At 41.4% G+C, this 25781-nt stretch carries 18 protein-coding genes, 3 pseudogenes and 1 CRISPR repeat array; of the genes and pseudogenes, 17 read left to right on the plus strand and 4 right to left on the minus strand.

The genetic code is table 11. The annotated features are described in order from the left end of the window. Positions 1–166: 166 nt before the first annotated feature. The 17 genes and pseudogenes from LGZ98_RS02475 to cas6f all read left to right on the plus strand — a co-directional run. A pseudogene (locus LGZ98_RS02475) lies at positions 167–692 on the plus strand (tyrosine-type recombinase/integrase); the annotation flags it as partial. Beyond that, a pseudogene (locus LGZ98_RS02480) lies at positions 679–1054 on the plus strand (primase-like DNA-binding domain-containing protein); the annotation flags it as partial. The pseudogenes LGZ98_RS02475 and LGZ98_RS02480, both read left to right, overlap by 14 nt. A 615-nt stretch (positions 1055–1669) precedes the next feature. Then, complete coding sequence (locus LGZ98_RS02485) at positions 1670–2695, plus strand: AAA family ATPase (RefSeq protein WP_228899401.1); 1026 nt, start codon at positions 1670–1672, stop codon at positions 2693–2695. 3 nt (positions 2696–2698) lie between these two features. Further along, a complete protein-coding gene (locus LGZ98_RS02490) occupies positions 2699–5089 on the plus strand; it encodes a S8 family peptidase (RefSeq protein WP_262977664.1) in 2391 nt (796 codons plus the stop codon). A gap of 378 nt (positions 5090–5467) precedes the next feature. Beyond that, the gene (locus LGZ98_RS02495; protein ID WP_262977665.1) at positions 5468–6412 is read left to right on the plus strand and encodes an IS1595 family transposase; all 945 of its coding nucleotides are present in this window, start codon (positions 5468–5470) and stop codon (positions 6410–6412) included. Between the two features lie 5 nt (positions 6413–6417). After that, a pseudogene (locus LGZ98_RS02500) lies at positions 6418–6555 on the plus strand (helix-turn-helix domain-containing protein); the annotation flags it as partial. Positions 6556–6748: 193 nt separating this feature from the next. Further along, on the plus strand, positions 6749–7780 hold the full coding sequence (locus tag LGZ98_RS02505) for an IS630 family transposase (RefSeq protein WP_113043256.1): 1032 nt from the start codon (positions 6749–6751) through the stop codon (positions 7778–7780). A gap of 198 nt (positions 7781–7978) precedes the next feature. Then, entirely contained in the window at positions 7979–8074 is a 96-nt protein-coding gene (locus tag LGZ98_RS02510) for a tail fiber assembly protein (protein ID WP_075508992.1), read from the plus strand. Between the two features lie 321 nt (positions 8075–8395). After that, positions 8396–9292: a phage tail protein gene (locus LGZ98_RS02515; RefSeq protein ID WP_113044391.1), complete on the plus strand. Its 897-nt coding sequence runs from the start codon at positions 8396–8398 to the stop codon at positions 9290–9292. A 963-nt stretch (positions 9293–10255) separates the two neighbouring features. After that, positions 10256–10447 carry a hypothetical protein gene (locus LGZ98_RS02520; RefSeq protein ID WP_146748152.1) on the plus strand — a complete coding sequence of 64 codons (192 nt, stop codon included), beginning with the start codon at positions 10256–10258 and terminating at the stop codon, positions 10445–10447. A gap of 8 nt (positions 10448–10455) precedes the next feature. Continuing rightward, positions 10456–10812: a hypothetical protein gene (locus tag LGZ98_RS02525; RefSeq protein WP_146748153.1), complete on the plus strand. Its 357-nt coding sequence runs from the start codon at positions 10456–10458 to the stop codon at positions 10810–10812. A gap of 733 nt (positions 10813–11545) precedes the next feature. Then, complete coding sequence (locus LGZ98_RS02530) at positions 11546–11707, plus strand: hypothetical protein (RefSeq protein ID WP_262977666.1); 162 nt, start codon at positions 11546–11548, stop codon at positions 11705–11707. Beyond that, positions 11704–14985: a type I-F CRISPR-associated helicase Cas3f gene (gene cas3f, locus LGZ98_RS02535; protein WP_262977667.1), complete on the plus strand. Its 3282-nt coding sequence runs from the start codon at positions 11704–11706 to the stop codon at positions 14983–14985. Before LGZ98_RS02530 ends, cas3f begins: the two co-directional genes overlap by 4 nt. Before the next feature lie 683 nt (positions 14986–15668). Beyond that, positions 15669–17018, plus strand: a complete 1350-nt coding sequence (gene csy1 / locus LGZ98_RS02540; RefSeq protein ID WP_113042067.1) for a type I-F CRISPR-associated protein Csy1 — start codon at positions 15669–15671, stop codon at positions 17016–17018. Beyond that, complete coding sequence (csy2, locus tag LGZ98_RS02545; protein WP_113042066.1) at positions 17015–17986, plus strand: type I-F CRISPR-associated protein Csy2; 972 nt, start codon at positions 17015–17017, stop codon at positions 17984–17986. Before csy1 ends, csy2 begins: the two co-directional genes overlap by 4 nt. 23 nt (positions 17987–18009) lie before the next feature. Further along, the gene (gene csy3 / locus LGZ98_RS02550) at positions 18010–19023 is read left to right on the plus strand and encodes a type I-F CRISPR-associated protein Csy3 (protein ID WP_113042065.1); all 1014 of its coding nucleotides are present in this window, start codon (positions 18010–18012) and stop codon (positions 19021–19023) included. Between the two features lie 9 nt (positions 19024–19032). Further along, positions 19033–19587, plus strand: coding sequence for a type I-F CRISPR-associated endoribonuclease Cas6/Csy4 (cas6f, locus tag LGZ98_RS02555; protein WP_113042064.1), 555 nt, complete (start codon positions 19033–19035; stop codon positions 19585–19587). A 129-nt stretch (positions 19588–19716) separates the two neighbouring features. Continuing rightward, positions 19717–20702: a CRISPR direct-repeat array (repeat unit 28 nt; unit sequence GTTCACTGCCGTACAGGCAGCTTAGAAA). 47 nt (positions 20703–20749) lie between these two features. Here the strand turns inward: cas6f and iolB are convergent. The 4 genes from iolB to LGZ98_RS02575 form a co-directional block, all read right to left on the minus strand. After that, complete coding sequence (gene iolB, locus LGZ98_RS02560; RefSeq protein WP_113042063.1) at positions 20750–21577, minus strand: 5-deoxy-glucuronate isomerase; 828 nt, start codon at positions 21575–21577, stop codon at positions 20750–20752. A 47-nt stretch (positions 21578–21624) separates the two neighbouring features. Beyond that, entirely contained in the window at positions 21625–22515 is an 891-nt protein-coding gene (gene iolE / locus LGZ98_RS02565) for a myo-inosose-2 dehydratase (protein WP_113042062.1), read from the minus strand. Positions 22516–22544: 29 nt separating this feature from the next. Next, on the minus strand, positions 22545–24449 hold the full coding sequence (locus tag LGZ98_RS02570; RefSeq protein WP_262977668.1) for a bifunctional 5-dehydro-2-deoxygluconokinase/5-dehydro-2-deoxyphosphogluconate aldolase: 1905 nt from the start codon (positions 24447–24449) through the stop codon (positions 22545–22547). A gap of 75 nt (positions 24450–24524) precedes the next feature. Continuing rightward, positions 24525–25658, minus strand: coding sequence for a Gfo/Idh/MocA family protein (locus LGZ98_RS02575; RefSeq protein WP_113042060.1), 1134 nt, complete (start codon positions 25656–25658; stop codon positions 24525–24527). Positions 25659–25781 lie beyond the last annotated feature (123 nt).

The raw sequence follows: 25781 nt of genomic DNA on the forward strand, positions 1-25781 counted from the left end.
TTCTACTTCTCATCACGTCTTATAAATTCTACTTTTCCAATAAAATCAAAGAAAGATCCCTGACCAATCTCCATTATTGTTTACTGGCATCTATTCAATGTACCCCATAGCTGTGATGGGCAAGGATGCCAGAAATATGAAACTAACAGCTCGATAAGTTGAAACAATAAAACCTCAAGATAAAGATTTTAAGCTATCGGATGGCGGTGGCTTGTATCTGTTGGTAAAGACAACAGGTTCTAAATACTGGCGACTGAAATACCGCACGCATTGTAGGAAAAGAAAAATTACTCGCTCTTGGCACTTTTCCGCTTATCTCTCTGGCAGAGGCCAGAAGAAAACGTAATGAAGCCAAGAAACTGATAACCGAAGGTATTGATCCCAACCAAGATAAAAAACAGAAGAAACTTGTGGCTCAGGGAGAAATCAGTAACACCTTTGAAAGTATTACGCGTGAATGGTGCGAGGGAAGAAAATACAGATGGCCTGTTGGTTATCGTGAAGATATGATGGACGCTTTCGAAAAAGATGTTTTCCCTTATATTGGTCATCGCCCGATTGCTGAAATAAAACCCCTCGAATTATTAGACCTCCTTTCTATTATGGAAAAGAGAGGCTTTACCGATAAATTAAAGAAAGTCCTCCAACGCTGTGGTGAAGTTTGGACATATGCAATTATTACTGGCAGGGCAGCAGAAATCTGCGGAGGCGCTGGATATCAAACGCGGTACAGATCCACTGGTCGATTTTTGCGGTTATCTTAGCTTCCCATGAAGCTGATGGTCTGTTAATCGGCAATGCGGAGATTGTGCCGTTCAACCCTCGTAAGTATCTTTATCACACCTATCTTGCTTATATGAAAGGCAATAACCTGAACAAGCCTGTTTCTGTGACTCGCTTCGGCATGGATATGCTGGGCGCACTGGCAGAGTACAGCCAGCAATACTTACGCAAGAAAAGCAAACAGGGCATTCGTAGCAATCTGAGCCTGAATCTTGATACCGCTATCGAATGGATGCCGAAACTGACAAGGAATAGCCAGCCAGAAGAATAATTTTTTTCTGATGACAGACATTTTTCAAAGAAATATAAAAAAGTGTTCACCACTACAGTTCACCTTTTTTCTGATTGGAGGTGAACGGTTGGGTGAAGAGTAGTGAAGAGTTTAATTCCAACTCATTACCCTTTAACCGAATGAATTTAAATAGAATTATTCAAAGGTGAACAGTTTTATCCATAATTCTTTAATAGGGGGGTAGGTAAAAATGTTTTCTCTGGAAGGTGATCTTTCAGATCTTCGAGTTGCCGGGTTAATGTATTAGCCCGGTAACTCGGAGAAGACAAGCGTAGCGCGTCAGTGTGGGGTTGAACTATTACATCTAAATCATTGGAAATTACCTTTAGCCTGATTCTGGACAAAAGTGAGCTAGTTGTAGCAATTTGATTACCAAATAAGGCTCGATCTGACGCTATTGATGATCTAAATGAAACCTAACCAAATAGGTGGCTTTGTGCCAGGTGTGGACATTATTCATATTAATCTACGGGGGAGAACGTCACAAATATAGGGCGTTTCGAGAGTTCTTTCTAAAAAAACGAAAAAAGTATAACAATTCAAAAAATCTAGATAAAGCTAACTTCTTATAAGGCCGTGGCGATGCTAAACTGAATGCAAGATTTTATGCACGTTGATTTGTTAGGGAAAAAAATGGCAAACGGTAAGGTTCTCAGACAGCTTATAAAAGCTGGGGCGACAGGTGATGTCGTGGCCTTCCGTCGTGTTTCGGAAGTGATCATTGAGGAAGAACGGCAAAAACAGCATCATCTTCTTGCGAATGATCTTGAACATATCCTTTATGGAGATCACGTCGTACAGACCTCCCGTGTGCCTGCTGTTCCCCAGATACCTGTTGATAAAGAGAGATGCCTCCCATTACTGGATATTAAACAGCCAAGCCGTTCTCTGAATGAAATCGTACTACCTAAATCAAGTTCAGATGCGATCGAAGAGATTCTTGAAGAAAATCGCAGAGCTGATGTGCTACGCAGCTATGGAATGAAAGCTGTTAGTAAAGTAATCTTTTTTGGTCCTCCGGGATGTGGTAAAACTCTGGCAGCAGAAGTAGTTGCTTGTGAGTTGGATATGCCCTTGGCAATCGTCAGGCTTGATACTCTTGTTTCTTCTTATCTTGGTGAGACAGCTGCTAACCTGCGCCAAATATTTGATTTTATCTCTCAGTATCCAATGGTTGTACTTTTCGATGAGTTTGATGCTATTGGTAAAGAACGAGGGGATAGTGGGGATCATGGCGAATTAAGACGGGTCGTGAATGCAGTTCTACAGATGATGGATGCATATCAGGGGAAAAGCTTGATTCTTGCGGCAACGAACCATGAGCATATTCTGGATAGCGCTATTTGGAGGCGGTTTGACGATGCAATCGAATTCCAATTGCCCGACAAGCATCAATTATTAGAGTTGATGAAGCTAAAACTTCGTGGCATACGTCGCCAGTTTGAGCTTGAAGATGATGCCGTTCTCTCACTATTTATTGGAAAAAGTGGTGCCGATTTAGAACGGATTGTAAGACGTGCAATCAAAAGAATGATTTTACGTAGCCAAGAGTTTTTAACTCTGAAAGACCTTAAGAATGCACTCTTGCGGGAAAATGTAAATAAAACTCGTCAGGGATAATAAATGACGGAACAATATAAACATCTTAGTATCGCGAAAGAATCTCTTCAGAACCCTAGGCGCACACGTCAGTTTAGCATTCCTACAACATCACGTGCCGATTTGCGTCTGCATGGAAGCATGTTGTCTGAGCAATTACGGGGTATTACGCAATTAGCTACCCCGCAAATTCCAGGAAAAGATAAAGATGGCCGGTACATGCTTAAATTACAATATACTGGGATGTTAGATATTGCTCATCTGGACAGGCATGGTATCGAGTTCGTTAGCCAAGAAGACAAAACGATCTGTATTGCTTTTGCTGATGAACGCGGAATTGCCCTCTTTGAGGAGCATCTGTCACAATTGGGACATGGGCATATTACCTACCAGCAGATCCTAACAGCATTAGACAGTGTTGATATTTGGTCTAGTGAGGATCGCAAAAGCTGGTCAGTCAGGCATTATGGTTTTCCTGAATTAGAATCATTCGGTCTAGATGTTGAACTTTGGCCGATAGAAACCACACGACATCCTTCACGAGAACGGATCTGCGAAGAATTTGAAAACTGGCTTCAGGAAAATATGATTCACCGTTTGGATCGAATTAATCTTGATAGCTTGTTGATGTATCGGGTTCGAGTAAATTGCGAGCAAGCTGAAAAACTACTAACCCATCGTGATGTCCGTATGGTTGATCTGCCTCCTTCAAGCGGTATTTCTTACGAAAAACTGAACAAAGATATCAACATTATTCCTGCAAACATCCCTTCTCCACCTCCTGACGCTGTAAAGATTTGTATCCTTGATAGTGGAATTAATACAGCACACCCATTATTGCGTAGTGCAATAGCTGAAAGCGAAAGCTTTGTGGTTAATGAGGACGAGTTTGACCATTGCGGACATGGTACTGCTGTTGCAGGTATTGCGCTATATGGTGATGTTGAAGCCTGTGATGCCAGTAATTTCTGGCAGCCGTTAGTGTGGTTATATAATGGAAAAATCCTTAATTCTGATGGGGAATTTGATACTTCTACGATCGAAACAACCTTGACTCGGGCAGTAGAATATTTCGTAGATTTAGGATGTCGTATATTTAACTTATCACTTGGTAACGCGAATGCACCATATGATGGTAAGCATATCAGAGGAATTGCTTATGTTCTTGATGTGTTGGTTCGTCGTCATAACATCCTGTTCGTTGTTTCTGCAGGTAACTTTAATGGAAGTAGTGATCCTGAGGTTCCAGAGGAAAGTTGGCGTGCTGAATACCCCAGTTACTTAATCCATAACAGTTCCATTATCATCGATCCAGCCCCTGCACTCAATGTTCTCACGATAGGAAGTTATGCTAAGCACAATGCAACATTTGATGCTCAACGTAGGGCGAATGAAATTAGTCATTTAAGTCCAGCGGGAGAATTTCAACCCTCGCCATTCACACGCCACGGGCCGTCAGTGAAAGGAGCTTTTAAACCGGAAATAGTAGCCCATGGTGGAAATTTCGCTGCACCCATGCGTAATAACGGAGGTCAATGGCGACCATATGCCAGAGGGCTTGGCGTTCTAAGTTGTCACCATCAATTCCAAGGAAGCACACTTTTCTCTGAACAAAGTGGAACTAGTTTTTCTGCACCGTATATAACGTATCTTGCTGGACGTTTACTAAATGAATATCCAGATATGTCAGCCAATATGTTGCGAGCGATGCTGGTCAATCATGCAGTATTGACTCCTCAGATGGAAAATACATTTTCTAGAGAAGTTGTTGAGTGTTATAAAGCAGAGTTAGCAACTCGAAACCGTAGCATTATTCGGGATATTGTTGGATATGGAGTAGTCGAGGAAGACGGTTTATACCGTTCATCAGAAGAAGTAGTTGTTATGATGTGTGAAGAACAAATTGTAAATAATACACATCAATTTTTTGAGCTTCCATTACCCGCTTCCTTTTTAAGAACTCAACGGGCAGTGCGAGAACAGCACATTACTTTAGCTTATTCACCAGCCGTCAGAACGACTAGGCTGGATTATGCGGCTACGCAAATATCCTATAGACTCGTAAAAGGAACATCGTTACAGGATGTCCAGCAGTATTTTAATCATGATGTACAGGATGGCATAAAATCCAGGAATGAAGATGCGACAAGTAACCGTTCTGTTACTGCACAACAACGTGACCACGGTACAGTGCAATCATCTAGTTGGGTATTTAAGCGTCGCTCTCCTAATGAAAAGTGGTTTGTAGTTGTAACCAGAAATGATCGTGAGTGGGGGGCTCCACTCAATAATCAACACGAATCATATGCTTTAGTTGTTACTGCAACGGATAGAGAAAACGCAGAGGCTAATCTTTACACCGAAATTGAGGCCCGAATTCGTGAACAGGAACGTTCTAGAGCACGAGTAAGCTAAATTGAATCCATCTCAGCTAATTTAGACATTTCAGCATGAATGGTTTCTCAGGTATTCGCCCGAAACTGATCAAGGTCTTTCGTATGGGTAGCTCAGTGCCAAATATAGTCATTCACACCCTGAATGACGATTTTAGGGCAACTAATTCGGTTTATCTATTAATGAAGTATTTTCAAAAATATAACTTACTGATAAATAGAAGTAATATTCTATTGCAAGCACTAGTAAGTGAGTGTAGGTTGTATGTGCGCTTGAGATGATTATTGAAATAGATAGTAAAATATTATGGAGATGTCTACATTAACTTTCCTGATTACCACTTAAATTCAGCTCCCATAGGCGTATACTTAAAATAAGTCTGCGTGGAGGTAAATGAAAATGGCTAAAAATCAGATTCAATTCCAAAAAGGCATTTCTATTCATGAGTTTATTTCATTATATGGTCATGAAGAACAATGCCAGAAACAGGTGTTCGATATGCGCTGGCCTACGGGGTATCACTGCCCTCATTGTGGGCATGATAAGTATTGCCAGTTAAAATCTCGTCTCCTTTATCAGTGCAATCAATGCCATCATCAGACATCTTTGACGGCCGGCACATTGTTTTCTGCGTCAAAATTACCTTTAACTGTGTGGTTTTTGGCGATTTATCTCATGACTCAGGAAAAAAATGGGATTTCTGCACTTGAAATGTCACGTCAACTGGGCATTTCCTACAACGCTGCATGGCGTATGAAACACAAGCTAATGAAAGCGATGAAAGAACGGGATGACGAAAAGCCTCTCGGCGGGTTTATTCAGCTTGACGACGTCTACTGGGGAGGGGCTCAGCATGGTCCCCGAGGGCGAGGGGCAAAAGGGAAATGCCCTTTCGTTGCGGCGGTTTCAATGAATGAAAAGGGCCACTCTATGTTCATGCGTTTCAGCGTTGTGAAAGGGTTTAAGACCGAGGAACTTACTCGTTGGGCTAAAGTGCATCTTAAACCAAAATCCCTTGTTATTTCAGATGGATTAGCTTGCTTTCGGGGGATTGAGCAAGCCGGGACTTTCCATTTGCCCCTCGTCACCGGCGGTGGAGCGCAGAGTATTAAGCTTCCTTATTTTCAGTGGGTTAACACAATGATTAGTCATGTAAAAAATTCGATACGCGGAACATATCATTCGATTAGCAAAAAGTATTTACCTCGTTATCTTGCCGAATTCTGTTTCAGGTTCAATTGGCGCTTTAACCTTAAAAAAACATTCGAACAGCTTATTTATTCATGTATCCGGGCAGCACCTATACCTGAGTATTTACTCAAGCTAGCTGAGATTCGATGGTAATCAGGTTATCAAATGCACTCAGTAGGCAGTGGATAATTGCGGATTATCTCGGTATACATCCTTCTGAAATTTGGCCTAGCCGTTACTTCGATATGTATGACCGATTAATTGAGCGTAGGGTTCGCGATAAACCACAGGAATAATCCGCTTTAATTTGTGATCTAATTCGTAAAAATGATAAATGTTTATATGAAGCCTTGAGCGTGAAATGGCAGTCAAGTTTGACCATTTTCAAATCTCATGGCTTTTTTGCTTTAACACGATGATTAAACAGTTATATACCAGTGCTCAATGAAGATGCTTGATTTTCTCTGAAATAAGGATCATCCTAACAGTATGACTATTTATCTCAGCGAAGAGCAAAAGCAACAACTCATCAACCTGCATCGGACGTGCAGGGATCGTCATATCTGTGATCGCATACGATGTGTTTTGCTCTCTGCTGATGGATGGTCTCCCGAGATGATCGCCCGTTCGCAACTTATCCACGAAACCACTGTCCGACGTCACCTCAATGACTGGCTTAATGAAGCTAAGCTGAAACCCGAAAATGGCGGCTCTCAGAGCTATCTCAGCGAAACACAGACTCAGGCACTTATCGCTTATCTGACCGCCAATCTTCTGCCCACCACACAGGCGGTTATCCGTCTTGTCGAAGAGTGGTGGAATATCCGTTACACCGTTCCCGGCATGAATAAATGGCTGCACCACAATGGCTTCAGCTATAAAAAACCGACCGGCGTGCCCCACAAGTTCAATGCGGAACAGCAACGGGTTTTTATGGAAGCCTACGGGAAACTGAAGCAGGAAGCCGGAGACCATGAGCCCATCCTGTTCATTGATGGCGTCCATCCCACGCAGGGGACGAAACTCGCTTATGGCTGGATGCGCAAAGGTCAGAAAACCGCGGTGAAAACCACGGGAAGCCGTACCCGTCTGAACCTGATGGGCGCCCTGAATCTGGCCGATATCAGTAAAACGGTGGTGCGCGAATATGACCGTATCGACAGTTATCACATCGCCGAGTTCTTCATTGCCATCCGTGAGACCTATCCGATCAGTCAGAAGGTTCATATTATCCTTGACGGAGCCGGTTACCACCGAAGCAGGCTGGTGAAAGACTGGGCTTATGTAATGAATATTGATCTTCATTACTTGCCGCCATACAGCCCGAATCTGAGCCCGATAGAAAGGCTGTGGAAGGTGATGAATGAACAGGTCAGGAATAACCCTTATTTCGCCTCGACAGCCTTGTTCAGGCAGGCAATACATCGTTTTTTGACGGAAATATTACCGGAACTTGCCGGGAACCTGTCGTGCCGTATTAATGACAACTTCCAGGTTCTGAATCCTGCATCTTCAAGTTAAGCGGGTATAAATCTAATTTCCACGTAAAATCTACTAGGTTTGATGTAGCAAAGTAATGTGGGGGTATTATTGGGTGTATGTAACTTTTTTAATAAAATTAATTTATTAAATATTAATATGCCAGTATTGCGCTCCCTCCCAAGCAAATGAAACACTCTCATTGCTACAAAACTCTGTTGATTTAGAAGTTGTCGCGGAATAGAGAAAGCCTCTCTACTCGAATGGAAAAGATACCGGCTATTACTGATTCGCGTTGACGTTCTGCAAGCGTCTGATGTTCAGAGGTTGGAATAGCCAATAGCCTGAATAAACAGGTCGTTCATACAATGGTTTTGTTGATGTTTGAATTAGGATATTGAAAGAGATTCAGTTTATAACCTGAAATAGAAAAATTATAGTAAGAAATGAAAGAAGAGAGATAATAGTAACTGCTTGATATTGAATTGCTTATTGTAACCAATTATACAAAATTAGTTAACCTTATAAGGAATAAGAACAACACATTATTATTTTTCTAAACTAGACTTTGATTTGCATGAGTTGCAAGGGGATTGTTTTTACAATGATTTAAATATACTGATTATGAAATAATGTTATTTGATTTAAGGAAGGCATATGAATCAAAAAAATGATTTTAAAGCATTTTCTATTAGTGATGATGCTAATGTAGTGAGTCAAGAAAAATATGAAGAAAGTCAGAATTTACAGACGGGGTTTCCACCAGAGAATGTTTCTACTCATGTGTTAAATAAGGTATTACGCCAATCTTCAATAATATCATCTGTTGTAGCTAATTTTATTGCGGAACAATCTGGCGCTGATGTTTTGGATAATGGGGGCATAGCCAAACTTACTGCACAATTAAATCGAGCGTTAGAACAAAAAATTGCAACAAACGTTCCTTGTGCTTCATTAACACAAAAAGGTGCTGTCCAGCTTACAAATGTGATTGGCGATAGTGACACATTGGCAGTTACACAAAAGCTTGCTCAGGAAATAGCAAATTCATTGCGTGAATATACAGATAATCGAATTAAAACCGCCAATGAAGTTCCTGTTGGTTCTCCTATTCCTTGGCCATTGCCCAATCCACCTGTTGGCTATTTCACTTGTAACGGTTCAGCTTTCGATAAATTACAGTACCCAAAGTTAGCAGAAGCTTATCCTGACGGTAAATTGCCCGATTTAAGAGGGGAATTTATTCGAGGTTGGGATGATAAACGAGGTGTTGATAGTGGCCGTAGAATTTTAACTTCTCAGGGGGATGCCATTAGAAATATTGAGGGTTCATTCGCCGGCATGATAGCACCAAACTATCATTTGGCAACAAGAGGGGCTATTTATGCTAGTCAAGTTCTTGGAATAGCCACAGATGGCAGTTTCAAATCAGTAAATATTTCTGACACGGATACTCCATATGGTTTTGGATTCCTGGCGTCAAGGGTTGTTCCTGTAGCCTCAGAGAATCGCCCTCGCAATATCGCATTTAACTACATTGTAAGGGCGGCATAATGATAGGGCCATTTGGCCCTTATTGCTCACAGCGATAGCAGCTTACTTTCCCATTGTTCAATAATTTCTCCCTTTTCTTTCAGATAGTCGTAATTTCATGATGATATTTTTTTATGTGTGGAGATGTGTATGGTTTTATTTTTTTAATTATATTGGAGTGAAATGACAAGGTAGGGATGTAAAATTCACTATTGTTTTAAATTTCAAAGACTTAGCCAGCGTTTATATATAAGATTTATTCTATTTTTCCTTATCATTGCAGTTATTTGGTAATATATATTACAAGCGATTTTATCTGTGAAATTTAATTTAATATTTATTCTGAGTGGTTAAATGTTTAAATTTATTAGTGATGTAAAAGGAGTTTAGTGAATATAATTGGATGTGGAATATATTCATGAACCACCAAATATAATATTTGGTGACTTAATTGATTGGCTCTTAATTAATATATTTAATATTGAAATATGCACGTTGTATACAAAAGTGGTTAATGCTGAGTTGCCTCATAATGAAAAATTGGCTCTTGATAACTGCTTGTTCTATTAATCCTTATGTGCGATAAATATCAAATAATCTTTTTATAATTAATTTTTAATTGGAATGCATGTGATTTTTTAGAATTAAAAACAATGATTTATAGGTTTTTTAATGCAAAGGATTAATTTGATTTCATATGAAAAATTAATTTATTTAAATGATTTTTATTTGCAATAATATGAGTAATTTAAAGTTGTCTTTTTAAAATATCAGGATTTAGTAAAGTTTCTTGTTGATGGATAAATTTATTTATAATCAGGTTAAATAATTGACTATAAAAAATATGGAATGGAAAAACTAATGAATTATTTAAAGGAATATGAAATTATTTATTCATAGAGTAATAATATTGCATTTGTTAGTTAAATCCGAAGTGGTTGAATTCTATTTTCATACAGTAATTATACCAAAGGGGATTGAAACATGATGTATTCAGTTAAAGGTGTTCAATATCAAACGTTGGTAAATATTCCTAAAAATATTGGGTTAGGATATTCGAGATGGAGTGACGGTAAAATTCACCTTGTGGATGGTGAATTCTTATTTTATGGTTCTATACCCTATGGATTTCAATATGCATCGCGGTGGCAAGGGGGCGAATCCCCGGGAGCATAGATAACTATGTGACCGGGGTGAGTGAGTGCAGCCAACAAAGAGGCAACTTGAAAGATGACGGGTATATTGATATTAAAGGTGAGAATGGGCCTATCGATAAAGAAATGGAAGTTGATGCTAACTGGACAGTGAAATTTAATGAAATGCCTTGTGATAGTCAGGGTAATATCTTGATCAAATCGTACTGGTTTAGTCCGGCAAGCAATGATAGTTGGCTTATAAAAGACAAAATGCGACTTATGATTCTTTGCTCAAAAGAGCCAACTCATCGATTGATTATTGAGACTGGTGAAATCATTGATAATAAATTTGACAACGATTATCTTCGTAACATGATATTTTCTTACACCATACTACGGCGATAATAGCAAGCAATGCGTTTAATTTAAAAAATGCTCTGATATTTTCAGGGCATTTTCTTAATTATAGAGATAATCCACCATTGTTCAGATGGAGTGAAATATTAGATATATGAGAAAACAACCTGATGTTTTTATTTAATGATAGGAATGGCTGCTGAAATGGTTTATATAAACGATTGATATAATGGTGGTGTATTCTGGAGGTGAATTATTATAGGATTATTAGCTAATAAAATAGATGAATGAAAATAAAATAATTCATGAGTAGATGAGTTTGATTGAATTGGAGACTTGGTAAATTGGGTAACACTGAAACTTTCAATATTTAAATGCATGGTGAAATTAGTGCAACTGTTGGCGTATTGAATGATGTCATTATTGAAAAAGGCTACGAGATAACAGGTGCTAGTTTTTGTTGATGACAGAGTTCAGTGAATGGTTCCATCATAATTGAACATTTTACAGGCAGTAATTCTCACTTACTGTATAGATCTTAGGACATACGACTTAAGTATGTGATGGTATTTTTGTTGCTACCTTATTTTTACCCTTTTTTTGAGGTGAGTTGTAATTGATTGATTTTATGTATAAATTAATTATCTCTTATAAAAAGGGTTTTTCATTTTTTAATAGTTATGCTATTTAAAAATCAACAAGTTAAAGTTAATATGTAACAGTGCACTGCCGTACAGGCAGCTTAGAAATTAGCAAATTCACGCATTGCTGCCTGAGTAATGTGCACTGCCGTACAGGCAGCTTAGAAGCGGCAATGGCTGGAGAAGATGAACAGGAATTTCGCCAACGCTGTATTAGTGGATTTCAGAAAGCTGAGGCATTGGACACTATGATTGATGCCTTGCAAACAACGGCTCAACAACTGAGTCAGGTGGCACGATGAATATTCTTTTAGTCTCTCAATGCAACAAACGTGCGCTAACAGAAACCCGCCGAATTTTGGATCAATTTGCTGAACGTAAAGGTGATAGAACTTGGCAAACGGCTATCACACTGGAAGGTTTAAATACTTTGCGTAAGCTATTGCGTAAAACGGCGCGTCGTAATACGGCGGTGGCTTGCCATTGGATAAAAAGTGGTGGTCAAACTGAGCTGTTATGGATAGTCGGGAATTTGCGGCGCTTTAACTCACGAGGAGTTGTACCTACAAATACAACACAACGTGATGTGCTGAAAAGTCAGGATGAAAATCACTGGCATAGTGTAGAAGCTATCAGCTTATTGGCAGCGATTGCTGGGTTATTTCATGATTTTGGTAAAGCTAATGCGTTGTTCCAGCAAGGTTTACGAGGAGATGGGCGGTTTCAACCGTATCGACATGAATGGGTATCTCTGCGTTTATTTCAGGCATTTGTTGATAAGCAAAATGATAAGGAGTGGCTGACTTCGTTGAGTCAGATTGAGCCTAGTGATGAGGATAAGATTCTTTCCCGTTTGGTTAAGGATGGTATCGATAAAAAATATACAAACCCTTTTACTAATTTACCGCCATTGGCAACCACTGTCGCTTGGCTAATCCTCTCTCATCATCGTCTGCCTGTTTATCCTTCCTATCACAGTGATTATTCAAACGAGCCGCAACTGGAATACATTGATAATTGGTTGACTAAGCAGTTACAACCGTCGTGGAACTCAGTCAACATGGATAAGAAGGATTGGAGTAATCAGGATAAGAGTGATGTTTGGACATTCCCAAATGGTACACCTATCCGCAGTCTGACTTGGTGTCAGAAAGCACAAAAATTTGCGCGAAGAGCGCTGCAATCAACGTCATTATCGCAATATGGCAATCTGAACCAGCGTTTCACCAGTCATATGTCTCGACTGGTTTTAATGCTGGCCGATCATCATTATTCATCGTTGCCTGCAACTTTGGGTTGGCAGGATGTCAACTATGATGTGTTTGCCAATACTGATAAGACCACCGGTAAGTGCAAGCAGCGATTAGATGAACACAATATTGGTGTTGGGCAGAATGCTTTATTACTAGGGAGAAACTTGCCACATATTCGTAAAACGCTGCCTGCGATTACTCGGCATAAAGGATTTAAACAACGCAGTAAAGATGAAAAATACCGTTGGCAGGATCAGGCGTTCGATATTGCATGTGCTTTACGTGAACGTTCAGTAGAACAGGGCTTTTTTGGTATTAATATGGCTTCTACTGGTTGTGGTAAAACTTTTGCTAATGCACGCATCATGTATGGATTAGCTGATGAAAAACAAGGATGCCGTTTTTCTATCGCGTTAGGATTAAGAACGTTAACGCTACAAACCGGTGATGCATTACGTAAAAGACTACATTTAGAAGAAGATGATTTAGCGGTACTGATTGGTTCGCAGGCAGTGAAAGAATTACATCAACTTCGCCAAAAGGCGCTGGAGCCTGATGTGGGCAGCATATCTGCGGAAGCGTTATTTGCTGAACACCAGTATGTCAGTTATGACGGTAGCTTAGATGATGGGCGTCTGAGTCATTGGCTACGTAAAGATAATAAACTTAATAAGCTGCTTAGCGCACCTGTGTTGGTGGCAACCATCGACCATTTAATTCCCGCCACTGAGGGTATTCGCGGTGGGAAGCAAATCGCACCCATGCTGAGATTACTCACTTCTGATTTGGTGTTGGATGAGCCGGATGATTTTGATATTAACGATTTGTCGGCTTTATGTAGGTTAGTGAACTGGGCAGGGTTATTAGGTTCGCGGGTATTGCTTTCATCTGCCACATTACCGCCTGCATTGATTCAGACATTGTTCAATGCTTATCGGGCTGGACGCCAAGATTATCAATTAGCATGTGGTCAGCCAAATGCCCCGGTGAATATCTGCTGTGCTTGGTTTGATGAATATGAAACGACTCAACAGGATGTGGTCGATGCATATCAGTTTCAGGAACAGCATAATATTTTCGTTAATAAGCGTATTGGCTGGCTTAAAAAAATAGTGCCATTGCGTAAAGCTGAACTTGTACAGATTATTTCTGAAAGTCGTAAAGTTGATAATGTTATTAATGCTATCGCTGAAGTGATGCATAGTTCTATATTGAAATTGCATGAGGAACATCATCAAACTCATTCATCGGGTAAAACCGTCTCTATTGGTTTAATCCGTATGGCAAACATCAATCCACTAGTTGCCGTCGCACAGCGGTTATTGCAGATACCATCCCCTAAAAATGTACGTATCCATTATTGTGTCTATCACAGCCAGCATCCTTTAGCGATACGTTCTCATCTTGAACATCGGTTGGATTCAACGTTAACACGATACGATGAAGAAGAGTTGTGGCAGGTGGCAGAAATCCGCAAGGCATTAGAGGAGATGCCAGAGAAGCACCATATTTTTGTCGTACTTGCTACATCTGTAGCTGAAGTTGGTCGGGATCATGATTACGACTGGTCCATTGCTGAACCCAGTTCAATGCGTTCATTGATACAACTTGCTGGGCGTATCCAACGCCATCGACGAAAAGAACCACAGGGGCCTAATCTGCATATTCTGGCGAAAAACTATAAGGCACTTAAAGCGACTGATTTAGAACATCCAGTTTATTGTCGGCCAGGGTTTGAATCAACAAGTTATCGCCTTGCCAGCCATGATTTATGTGAATTACTGGAGCCTTATCAATATGAACTAATTAGTGCATTGCCTAGGATTAGGGAACGAGATGATGCAGGGGAATGTTCACCTTTTCAGAACTTGGTTGATCTTGAACATCAACGTTTGTGGGATGAGCTTCAAGGTGATTCTGAGAAGCCGTTTTGTTATTGCACTGCTCTTTGGTGGCGAAAAGAAGCTTCATGGTGTGCAGAGCTTCAACGTTGTAAACCGTTTCGTCGGTCTGAACCAGATGAATTGTGCTATTTATGGCTTGAAGAAGAAGGTGAAGAGGTAAGGTTTATAGAATCAGACAGTGGCTTTACGGGTGTAAAAGAGAGTGGATCATTTGATTATCTGCTGGAATTATCGTTTGCACAGGGTGTGAGTATTTGGATTGAACTTGATACTGAGACGATTTATCAGCATTTGGCTGATATCTATGAGATGGAACTAAAGGCTATTAGTCAACACTTTGGCGAGATATGCCTCCGGAAAAAAGATGATGGGGAAGCGTGGCGTTATCATCCATTTTTAGGAGTGTTTGGCGCACTCAGTTGAGTGCGCCGCTGCCTGTGCGGCAGTTTAGGATAGTTGAAACTAAATATTTCTAAGCTGCTTATCCAGCAGTACTCGCAGCTCACATGATAAATGTTTGAGAAGTTAAATTCTATATGAAGTTATGAAAGATCTTTGTAGGTTAAGTATGGTAATCTTTAATCCTATAATTTTTTAGGATGTTCATTACTTAGTGGAAACTAAATAGGATGTTGATTTTCTGCGTGGCTGAGAATAAGATAATGGAACATCTTATTTAGGCGTCTAATTATGCGGAGAATAGCGGTGAAGAGAAAATCGACTTACATATATATAGTTAAGAATGTACTGAGTGTGTTTTTTGTACTCCTTTTTTGCTTGCCCGCTGGAAATGATGTTAATTTTCAGTTGATTGATGTCACTCAAGGCCAGAAGACGATAATTGTGAGCATTACAATCAGCCAGCAGACGGTAAAACAAATATAGGTATTAAGAGGTAGGTTCATCGTGTACGTGAGTGGGTACACGATGATTGATTCTAACTCTGAGTGTTGACAGCCATATGTATTATGGAGTTAAAAGGTGTCAGTCAGTGTTTTGGATGAGATATATCTCAGGAAAAAGACAGAGAAGCGTGGCGTTATCGCCCACTTTTAGGGGTGTTTGGCGCATTTTGATAACATTTTGAGTAAGGTGAATAAGAGGTTATGAATGCAAGTGGATTAAGCCGATTTATTGTCGATTATATTGAAAGTCGTAAACAGCAAAAGTTGGAATCTTTTGATAAAGAGGTAGAAAAGAAACTAGCGAAACTAGACTTAGCAGAAGATATTGAATTTGTCCAACAAGAGGTTGCTGAACAACGCAAAGATCTGGAAGAACGTTACGAGATCAGAAATTGGTTGGATGATGCCGCTAACCGGGCAAAGCAAATCAATTTGGTGACACATGCTCTGAAATTTACCCATAGTGATGCAAAAGGTAGTAGTATTTTTGCATCATCCTTAAACAGCAAGGAAAGTAATGAATATCTTTCCACTGTAACTTTGCATAAACCTGCGATAGATGCTGTTGGCAATGCGGCCGCTCTTGATATTGCAAAACTACTGCAAACTGAATATCAAGGAGACTCACTAGTGGCGTCTATGCATCGGGGCGATTATTCGGCGTTAGCTGAATTGGCGAAAAGCGAGCAACAGTTTGAAAATTGGGTGAAGGGATTTCGGCAAGCTTTGTCAGATGAGACGCTCTCTTCGCATAAGCTGGCAAAACAGCTCTATTTCCCAGTTAGCACTGGTGAGTATCACTTATTAAGTCCGCTCTTTTCCTCATCACTAGCTCATGCTATGTATCAGCGTATTGCTGAATCTCGTTTTGGTGAGTCATCTAAAGAAATTAATAAAGCTAAGAAAGAAGAACGTTGGCATCCTGAAACTAGGGTGAGTTACGCAGATACTGCGGTACAGAATTTTGGTGGCACTAAACCACAAAATATTTCTTACCTTAACAGTATAAGCAGTGGGCGGGTTTGGCTTTTACCTTGCTATGTTCCTAACTGGCAAGATATTCCCAAGCCCCCAATGAAGCATACATCTATTTTCCGTTCGCGTAGTGAATTCGATACGTTGGCTCGTAGCACTGTCTGGAAGATGCAGTGGTATTTATTAGAAGTTCAAGACCTTGAAAGTAACGTGGAAATCAGACGGAGACGTCAGGAATATGTTGATGAAATTATTGATATTTTGTTTAACTATGTTGCTGGTGTGCAGAATTTGGTTAGCTCTAAAGGTTGGAGCGCAGATGATAAGTGCAAATTAAAGCGTTCTCAACAGCTTTGGCTTGATCCTTATCGTTGCCAATTGGATGAAATATTCGAATTTGAGCGTGATGGAGGGGACTGGAAAAGAGAGATTGCCTATGATTTTGGTCACTGGTTGAACGAAGGCTTAAGACACCCGCAGTTAAAAGTTAAGTATGTTGAACGTCGTGAATGGGCCTTTGTGTTTAAAAAACGGTTACGTGAATTTGAGGATGAATTGCCAGAGGTGCCGTTATGAGTTATTTGATTGTTTTGCGCCATATTAAAGTAGAAAACGCGAATGCGATTACGGGTATAACTTATGGTTTTCCGGCAATCACTCATTTTCTTGGGTTTACTCATGCACTTTCACGTAAATTACAGCAGAGCCATGATTTAAGACTAGAAAATTGCGGCGTTATTTGTCATAACCACCAATTACATGCTTATCAATCTGATCCTATTAGGGATAAAGTTTTTGCATTAACCCGAAACCCGTTAACTAAAGAAGCAAAAACGGCGGCATTTAATGAAGAAGGCCGTATGCATATGACGGTTTCTTTATTAATTGAATGCATTGGCGAAATTGAAAATGGTGATGAAGGTACTAGGAATTTAGAAAAACATTTATGGGAGATCTGCCAAATTCAGAGATTAGCCGGTGGTACTATCACTGAAATTGCTAAAGTGGATATTATTGCTTTTCCACAGCGAGAACAGGCAACCCGTAAATTAATGCGTCGTTTACTGCCGGGGTTTGCTTTGTTGGATCGTTCTGAGTTATTAACTAAACACTACGAAGAATTAAAACAGGATAATCCTCAAGCAGAAATGATTGACGCCTGGCTTGATTTTTCCGCTATTAAAATGCGGGCTATTCCTAAGCAGGATGATAAGCAACCTGAAATTGGTGACCCGGCATATTGGGAGTATGTTCCCAAACCTGCTTCGGGATATTTAGTCCCCTTGATGACAGGTTATCAGGCAATATCGCCGCTATATCCCGCCGGGAAAGTAGATAAAACCCGTGATCCTAATGCTCCATTTTGTTTTGTTGAAGCAATCTACGGAGTAGGTGAATGGAAAAGCCCGCACCGTATTGACGATATTCGCCAGTTACTCTGGTGTTATGACTATCAAGAAGGAGAGGGTGTCTACAGGTGTTGTAATCAACAGACTGTTTCCCGTCAATCCAAACCCAATAAGAAAGTAAGAATAATCGACTGATTAATTTAAAGAAGGATATCTACATGTCTAAATCAACTATTAAAACGGCTTCTGTACTGGCATTTGAGCGTAAACTTTCTAATTCTGATGCTTTAATGTTTGCTGGAAACTGGAAACAAATCGACGGTGAATGGAAACCTATTGCTATTCAGGAAAAAGCTGTCCGGGGGACGATTTCCAACCGCTTGAAAAACGCTTTAACTAGCGATCCAGCTAAGTTGGATGCGGAGATTCAAAAAGCAAACCTGCAACGTGTCGATGTTGCCGCATTGCCTTTTGATGCTGATACTCTAAAAGTCAGTTTTACATTACGGGTCTTAGGTAATCTTTCAACACCATCAGTATGTAATGATCAGGATTATCAAGCTGAACTGGCAAACGTGATCAACGGTTATATTGCTGAACATGGTTTCAAAACGCTTGCAGCACGTTATGCAGAAAACTTGGCTAATGGACGGTTTTTGTGGCGTAACCGGGTTGGAGCAGAAGAAATTAAAGTTCGCGTAAGTGGTAAGAGTGGCAAATGGTGGGAGTTTGATTGTGAAGATTTCAGCTTACGTGAATTTGGTAAGGTAGAAGGTAACTTAGCTAAACTTGCTGCTGAAATTGAGGAAGGATTGTCAGGTAACGGATCAACATTATTCAATGTTGAGGCATTTGTTCGTTTAGGGCATGGGCAGGAAATTTTCCCTTCTCAAGAATTGGTTCTCGACAGTAACAGTAAAAAAAGCAAAGTGTTGTATCAGGTCAATGAGATCGCTGCATTGCATTCGCAAAAAGTGGGTAATGCGCTCCGCACTATTGATACGTGGTATCCAGACGCTACGGAATTGGGTCTTGGCCCAATAGCGGTTGAGCCCTATGGTTCTGTAACTAGTCGTGGTAAGGCTTATCGTCAGCCTAAAGCAAAAATGGATTTTTATACTTTGTTAGATAACTGGGTCGTTAAAGGAAAAGCGCCAGAAGAAGTAGAGCAGCAACACTATGTTATAGCGACGTTAATTCGTGGCGGTGTTTTTGGTGAAAAAGGTGAATAAGGGGATCAGATGGATTATTACCTTGAAATTCGCGTTCTTCCTGATCTTGAATTCAGTCAGCAAAGCCTGTTCGAAGCGTTATTTGCTAAACTGCATCGGGCTTTGGGGCAGTTAAGTAATGGGCAGGTTGGTGTCAGTTTTCCGTGTGCGAGAAAAACACTGGGGGATACGCTGAGAATTCACGGTTCAAGCGAAGCGCTGAATGACTTACAAGCATTACCGTGGTTAAAAGGGCTCAGGGATTATACTGAGGTGATTGATATCCAGCCAATTCCCCAAGAAACTAAGTACCGCTGTGTCAGCCGAGTGCAGGTTAAAAGCAGTGCGGAACGACTTCGTCGTCGTGCTATTAAAAAGGGATGGTTAACGGGGGAACAAGCTCGGCAGCGTATTCCTATCAGCAAAGAACAACGTACTCATTTACCGTTCTTGTTTCTCAAAAGTTTGTCATCAGGTCAAAGTTTTCTGTTGTTTGTCAAACAAGGGCCAATACAAGACAAACCGACGTCAGGAGCTTTTAGCTCGTATGGATTAAGTTCATCAGCTACCATCCCTTGGTTTTGACCCTTTTTTAGCGGCTAATTATAACTTATTGATTTATTTAAGGGATTAGCCGCTGCTAATAAAAAGGGTTTTTCTGCTTTTTATCATTATGTTCTTTAATAATCAGTAAATTAAAGGTAGTATCTAACAGTTCACTGCCGTACAGGCAGCTTAGAAAAAAACAGTGACAAAAAATGTCACCAAAACCGTGTTCACTGCCGTACAGGCAGCTTAGAAAAAAAGAATTACGAGATAAGTGGCAAACCCCGAGTTCACTGCCGTACAGGCAGCTTAGAAAATATTCAGAGATAGTTATTCTTCCCCGCCCATGTTCACTGCCGTACAGGCAGCTTAGAAAGCCAAGCGCCAAAAACAAAAGCCGCGCCCCATGTTCACTGCCGTACAGGCAGCTTAGAAAGCCTTGAGATACTGTAAATCTTTCATCTCTCCGTTCACTGCCGTACAGGCAGCTTAGAAATGATGAGAAAGCACATTGAGAACGAAATGATAGTTCACTGCCGTACAGGCAGCTTAGAAATTCGGTGGGCTTGGCAATGGCATCCAATGACTGTTCACTGCCGTACAGGCAGCTTAGAAAGTTAAATTCGTCGGGAATTTCTAGTTCACGATGTTCACTGCCGTACAGGCAGCTTAGAAACCGTGAAGGTTCATGAGGCCATCCATTTCCAGTTCACTGCCGTACAGGCAGCTTAGAAATTCTCTTAGCATTTGTTTGCAGAGAGAACGAAGTTCACTGCCGTACAGGCAGCTTAGAAATGTCAAAACTTGACATTCAAAAACGGATTTCAGTTCACTGCCGTACAGGCAGCTTAGAAATGGCGCGTGCGGGGATAATCCTGGTGTTTCAGGTTCACTGCCGTACAGGCAGCTTAGAAAGCGAGGATATTGACGGTAGTAAAGTCTGGGAGTTCACTGCCGTACAGGCAGCTTAGAAAGCACTCAAGGCGTTGTTGAAGCTGTGTTGAATGTTCACTGCCGTACAGGCAGCTTAGAAATGAGGGAAGCAATACATTTTCGCGTCCTCGATGTTCACTGCCGCACAGGCAGCTTAGAAAATTGCCCTGAGAGGAAATGCCTTAACATAATGGTTCACTGCCGTACAGGCAGCAGCGCACTCGATTGAGTGCGCTAAAAAAGCAACCTATTTTCTTCTCAATATGCATCAATTGTTATGCTTTTGTGCATATTCTCCACTATTAACCCATTGATGGTCTTTTTCCCAGGTAAATAGCCACTTGCGGGTTGGTCCGGCCATTACGTTGAGATAATAGTTGTCGTAACCGGCAAGGGTTGCCACTGGGTGGTAGCCTTTGGGGACCATGACCACATCTTTGTTGTAAACAGCCATTGATTCATCCAGTGAACGGTCATCGGTATAGACCCGTTGCATGCAGAATCCTTGAGAAGGGTTCAGGCGATGGTAATAGGTTTCTTCCAAATAGGTTTCCTGTGGCGCATTGTCGGTATCGTGTTTATGGCTAGGGTAGGAACTGGTACAGCCTTCGTCGGTAAAGACTTCAACCACCAACAAGCTATCAGCAGGTTTGTTATCCGGTAGAATGTTGTGAACATAGCGTCGGTTGTAGCCATTGCCACGTTGTTCTGCATCAATATCCTGTGGCGTAATCAGTCGAGTCGGGTAGCTTCCTTTACCCGGTGCTTGGCATACCGCGAGTTCAAGAGCGGTATCGGCAATAATTTCAACAGATTCCCCCGCAGTGATGTAAACAGCATAAGGTTTTTTGCGTTCAAATGGCTGCATGCGATCGCCAATATGCTCAAACCGTTGATGTGGCGTAGTCACTGTGGCTTTGCCTGCCACTAAAACCAGACAGGTTTCATTTTCTGATGCGGGCAAGGTGATTTTTTCACCCGAAGCCAACTCATAAACATCGAAGTGGACATACTTCCAGTTTGCTGATTCCGGCGTGATATGTTGAGTTCGTTTGTTTTGATCCGGTGCATGATATTTTGATAATAATTTGGACATATTATCTACCCTCAGTACTATTTTTGCATGAATCAGATTGTGATTAATTAAAACAATCCGGCATCTCTGGCAAATTTGCGTAAATTGTTATAACCCATCGTGGCGTAGGTCAGTGGGTGAGCAACAGCAGGATCTTGTTCTGCTTCAACTACCAGCCAGCCTTTATAATTTTGTTTTTTCAACACTTGAAAAATTGCCGGATAATCAACACAACCATCTCCCGGTACTGTGAATACACCACTCAGCACAGCATCAAGGAAACTGGTTTTACGGTTTTTTATATCGTTGAGTACGTCAGGACGGATGTCTTTACAGTGAACATGATTAATGCGTTTTGCCCAGCGTTCTGCAACAGCCAATGGATCAGCGCCGGCAAAGGTTAAATGACCGGTATCCAGCAACAATCCAACTTCATCTCCGGTATTTTCCATCAGATGATCAACATCTTTCTCAGTTTCAATAACCGTTCCCATATGGTGGTGATAAGCAATCTGAACACCTTGTTCTTGGGTGTAACGGGCAAATTCAGTCAATTTTTCACCGTATTCTTGCCAGCGGTTAGCTGGAAATTGAGGACGAAGATGGACTGGTTTATTTTGATCGCCGTGAATGCAGTTTGTCACTTCCGCAAATACCATGACATTAGCTCCCAATTCGCGTAGCAGGGTCAGGTGAGATTGTACCGCTTTAATCTCTTCTGCTACTGAACGGGTGAGTAATTCGCCAGAGTACCAGCCAGATACCAGTACGAGATTGTGGGCGGCAAGTATGGGACCCAATACGTTAGCCTGACGAGGGAATTTGTTGCCCAATTCAAAACCGGTAAAACCTGCCTGGCGGCCCTCGGTTAAGCAGGTTTCCATAGGTGTATCTGCGCCGAGAGTGGGTAAATCATCATTAGTCCAGGTCAGAGGGTTGATACCAAGTTGAACAGCCATGATGGTGCTCCTAGTTGAATAAAATAATGCTATCCGCGCTGACGCCACAGGCTAATCAGGTTGTGATAGTTGGTTTTTATTTTCTGGATCAAACGGTTATCATCAATCTCATTTTTTAGCCATTTTAGGGATGGTTGACCAAATAGGGTTCTTCCGACAGCAAAACCTTTGACGATAGACTTGCCGGCTGCGGCATTAAAGCCCATTTCCAGCTCTTCTTGTGGAGCATCAAGGCCAAGAATAACGACGCCACGGCAATAGGGGTCTCGCTGCTCGATGAGATAGTTAATGTTGTCCCAACTTTCAGAACTGAGAGGTGGGAGTTTCCACCAATCCGGTTTAACGCCAAGGTTATAAAATCGTCTAAGTGCGCGAATATAGAATTCATCTGAGTGTTTCATTTCCGCAGGTAGAATCACTTCCAGTAAAAGTTCGTGACCAGATTTACAGCATGCGGCATAAATTTCCCGAATTTTTTTCTCTTGCTCCAGGCGGAGTGGGTGAGCATCTTCTGGATGGAAAAACACAAGGCATTTGACGATGTGTTCCAGTGGCCAGTCAATAAGTTGGGAACCTATGTTGCCATGTTCCAGACAAAGTGGGCGAGAGCCGGGTAGCTCAATTGGGCGGCCTATCCACCAACCTTGACCGGTAATTTCGTTTAAAACATCCTGACCAAACGTGCTGTCACATAACAGGCCTATTTTTCCTTGTAACCCTGCTTCTGTGGCAACTTCCCGGCTGGCGCGTAATAGAAGTTGTTTTAATGATGAAATACGTTTGATACTGGCATTTGCTTGTCGGGCTAATTCGATAAATTGAATACGATGATCAAATGCCATGACGCACAGTTCGTCCCATTGATTTTTACGGGCGCTGATACGGTGAAGGTGATTAAGTGTTTCATCCAAATCAGGGCGTAGTATTTGATTGGCGCGTGATAGATAGTTATCAAGCTCTGTTTTATCTGGCATTGCCGGTGCGCAGCCATGACGAGAAACAACTAATGCGCCACAGGCATTAGCGTAAGTACAGGCTTTTTCCCAACCTTCGTTATTTAGATAGCCGCGTAGCAGGCCGGACATAAAAGCATCCCCGGCGCCGAGAACGTTAAGCACATCGACAGAAACGCCCTGTATAGTGATGCTGTCATTCAGATCATTAGGGATTTCAGCGGTAAAAATAGAGCATCCCAGTGATCCCCGTTTGCAAACCAATGCAGCAGATGTGAGTTTACGAATGTTGCGTAGTGCTTCGATAGTATCTGTGGAACCACCAGCAATATGGAACTCTTCTTCTGTGCCAACAATGAGGTCAAATAGCGATAATACTTCCTGTAGCTGAGCTGTTACCTGTTCCGATGCGATATAACGTGTTTCACCATCTCCCAAAGAAGTTAACCCCCAAAGTACCGGGCGATAATCAATATCCATGACCGTTTTCACACGGTTACGGCGGGCGTAGTTGAGGGCCGTCAGCACCGCATCGCGAGTGTTAGGATGAGAAAGATGTGTTCCGGTGATAGCCAGACAACGAGCGGATGCAATGTATTCTTCACTGAAATCATCACCGGTAATTGCCATATCGGCGCAGTTATCACGATAGAAGATCAGGGGAAAAGTGGTTTTATCTTTGATTCCTAGCAGCACCAGTGCCGTAAGGCGTTCTTTATCCGTGGTTAGATGGCTGGTATCACAGCCAACACTTTGCAACTCTTCCCTAAGGAAACGTCCCATATGCTCATCACCGACTCTGGCTAGCATGGAGGATTTAAGCCCCTGACGAGCGGTACCATAGGCGACATTACCGGAAGAACCCCCAAGATATTTTGCAAAACTTCCCATGTCTTCCAGACGTGCTCCGATTTGTTGGCCGTAAAGGTCAACGGCGATTCGTCCCATGCAGATGACATCAAATTTTTTTTGCTGCTCCATTGAACAATTCCTTATTAAGTACAACATCAAGCGTTGCTATGATGAGCTCCGACAGTGGAAGATTGATAAAAATAATTAATTAATTTCAGTGACATTCACCCAACGTTGCTCTTGATAAGAATGAGCAATGGCATCCAGAATACGTGAGACTTTCCAACCTTCGGTGAAATCTGGCCATATCGCTTTATTGCTGGCGATGCCATTGATCAAGTCTCTGATTTCCACTGTTTTTTGATCATTGAAGCCGATGCCGTGACCTGCACCGAGACAGAATGGCGCATAGTCAGGATGTTCTGGTCCAATAAGAATAGTTTTAAAGCCTTGGCGGTTTGCTGGTTCATCGTGACGATAAAGTTTTAGTTCGGCCATTCTTTCTTGTGTAAAGCTCAAAGCACCTTTTGTTCCTGTAATGGTGTAGCTCAAACCCATTTTGCGACCGCAAGCAATACGGGAGGTTTCAATAATACCCCTTGCTCCGCTGTTGAAACGTACCATAGCATGTGCTTGATCTTCGTTTTCTACCGCAACCATAATGCTAGAGCCGGTTTTTTCCGGGCGTTGTTTGATAACAGTGGTCATGTCTGCGCAAACAGTTTGGATATCCCCAACCAGGTACTGCGCCATATTGATGATATGAGCAGCAAGATCGCCTAATGCACCTAATCCAGCTTTATCTTTGAAACAGTGCCAGTGGATAGGAGTGAATGGATCGGCCATATAATCTTCGTTATGAGTGCCGTAGAAGTGAATAACCTCACCTATTTCACCATTCGAAATGATCTCTTTAGCCAGTTGTGCGGTAGGGTTTTTCATATAGTTAAAACCGACTAATGTTTTCACTCTGGCTTTTTTGGCGGCTTCGACCATTAATTTTGCATCATGTGAGTTTAGTGCCAGTGGTTTTTCACAATAAACATGCTTGCCATGTTTGATCGCTTCGAGAGCCATCTCTTTATGAAGGAAATTTGGTGAGCAGATATCAACAACATGAATATCGGGATCTGATACTAATTTGCGCCAATTATCAGTAAAACGCCGGAAACCTAATTGCTCAGACCGTTTTGCGGCGAGTTCAGCAGAAACTTCCGCTACCATTTCACAAACTAGTTTGCCTGCCAGAGGGAAAACAGTCGGCGCTTGTGTGTAAGCAATGGCATGCGTCCGTCCGATGTAACCAGTACCGATTAGGCCGATACGAATCTCTTCCATATAGCTATTTCTCCGAATAGAAGCGTGTTGTTGCAGTAAGTTCTTTAGTGTTTGTTAGTTGGCCTTGGTTGTTGTCGTATACCTGTTATAGGAAATATTTGTTTCATTTTCAACTTAAATAAA

The organism is Photorhabdus kayaii (genome assembly GCF_025384895.1).
GTDB lineage: Bacteria > Pseudomonadota > Gammaproteobacteria > Enterobacterales > Enterobacteriaceae > Photorhabdus > Photorhabdus kayaii.

Bases quoted from the DNA above. Each gene is read 5' to 3' on its own strand.
- iolB (WP_113042063.1), bottom strand. From the start codon at position 21,577: ATGTCCAAATTATTATCAAAATATCATGCACCGGATCAAAACAAACGA.
- LGZ98_RS02505 (WP_113043256.1), top strand. From the start codon at position 6,749: ATGACTATTTATCTCAGCGAAGAGCAAAAGCAACAACTCATCAACCTG.
- LGZ98_RS02570 (WP_262977668.1), bottom strand. From the start codon at position 24,449: ATGGAGCAGCAAAAAAAATTTGATGTCATCTGCATGGGACGAATCGCC.
- LGZ98_RS02520 (WP_146748152.1), top strand. From the start codon at position 10,256: ATGATGTATTCAGTTAAAGGTGTTCAATATCAAACGTTGGTAAATATT.
- cas6f (WP_113042064.1), top strand. From the start codon at position 19,033: ATGGATTATTACCTTGAAATTCGCGTTCTTCCTGATCTTGAATTCAGT.
- cas3f (WP_262977667.1), top strand. From the start codon at position 11,704: ATGAATATTCTTTTAGTCTCTCAATGCAACAAACGTGCGCTAACAGAA.
- iolE (WP_113042062.1), bottom strand. From the start codon at position 22,515: ATGGCTGTTCAACTTGGTATCAACCCTCTGACCTGGACTAATGATGAT.
- LGZ98_RS02575 (WP_113042060.1), bottom strand. From the start codon at position 25,658: ATGGAAGAGATTCGTATCGGCCTAATCGGTACTGGTTACATCGGACGG.
- csy1 (WP_113042067.1), top strand. From the start codon at position 15,669: ATGAATGCAAGTGGATTAAGCCGATTTATTGTCGATTATATTGAAAGT.
- csy2 (WP_113042066.1), top strand. From the start codon at position 17,015: ATGAGTTATTTGATTGTTTTGCGCCATATTAAAGTAGAAAACGCGAAT.
- LGZ98_RS02490 (WP_262977664.1), top strand. From the start codon at position 2,699: ATGACGGAACAATATAAACATCTTAGTATCGCGAAAGAATCTCTTCAG.
- LGZ98_RS02495 (WP_262977665.1), top strand. From the start codon at position 5,468: ATGGCTAAAAATCAGATTCAATTCCAAAAAGGCATTTCTATTCATGAG.
- LGZ98_RS02485 (WP_228899401.1), top strand. From the start codon at position 1,670: ATGCAAGATTTTATGCACGTTGATTTGTTAGGGAAAAAAATGGCAAAC.
- csy3 (WP_113042065.1), top strand. From the start codon at position 18,010: ATGTCTAAATCAACTATTAAAACGGCTTCTGTACTGGCATTTGAGCGT.
- LGZ98_RS02515 (WP_113044391.1), top strand. From the start codon at position 8,396: ATGAATCAAAAAAATGATTTTAAAGCATTTTCTATTAGTGATGATGCT.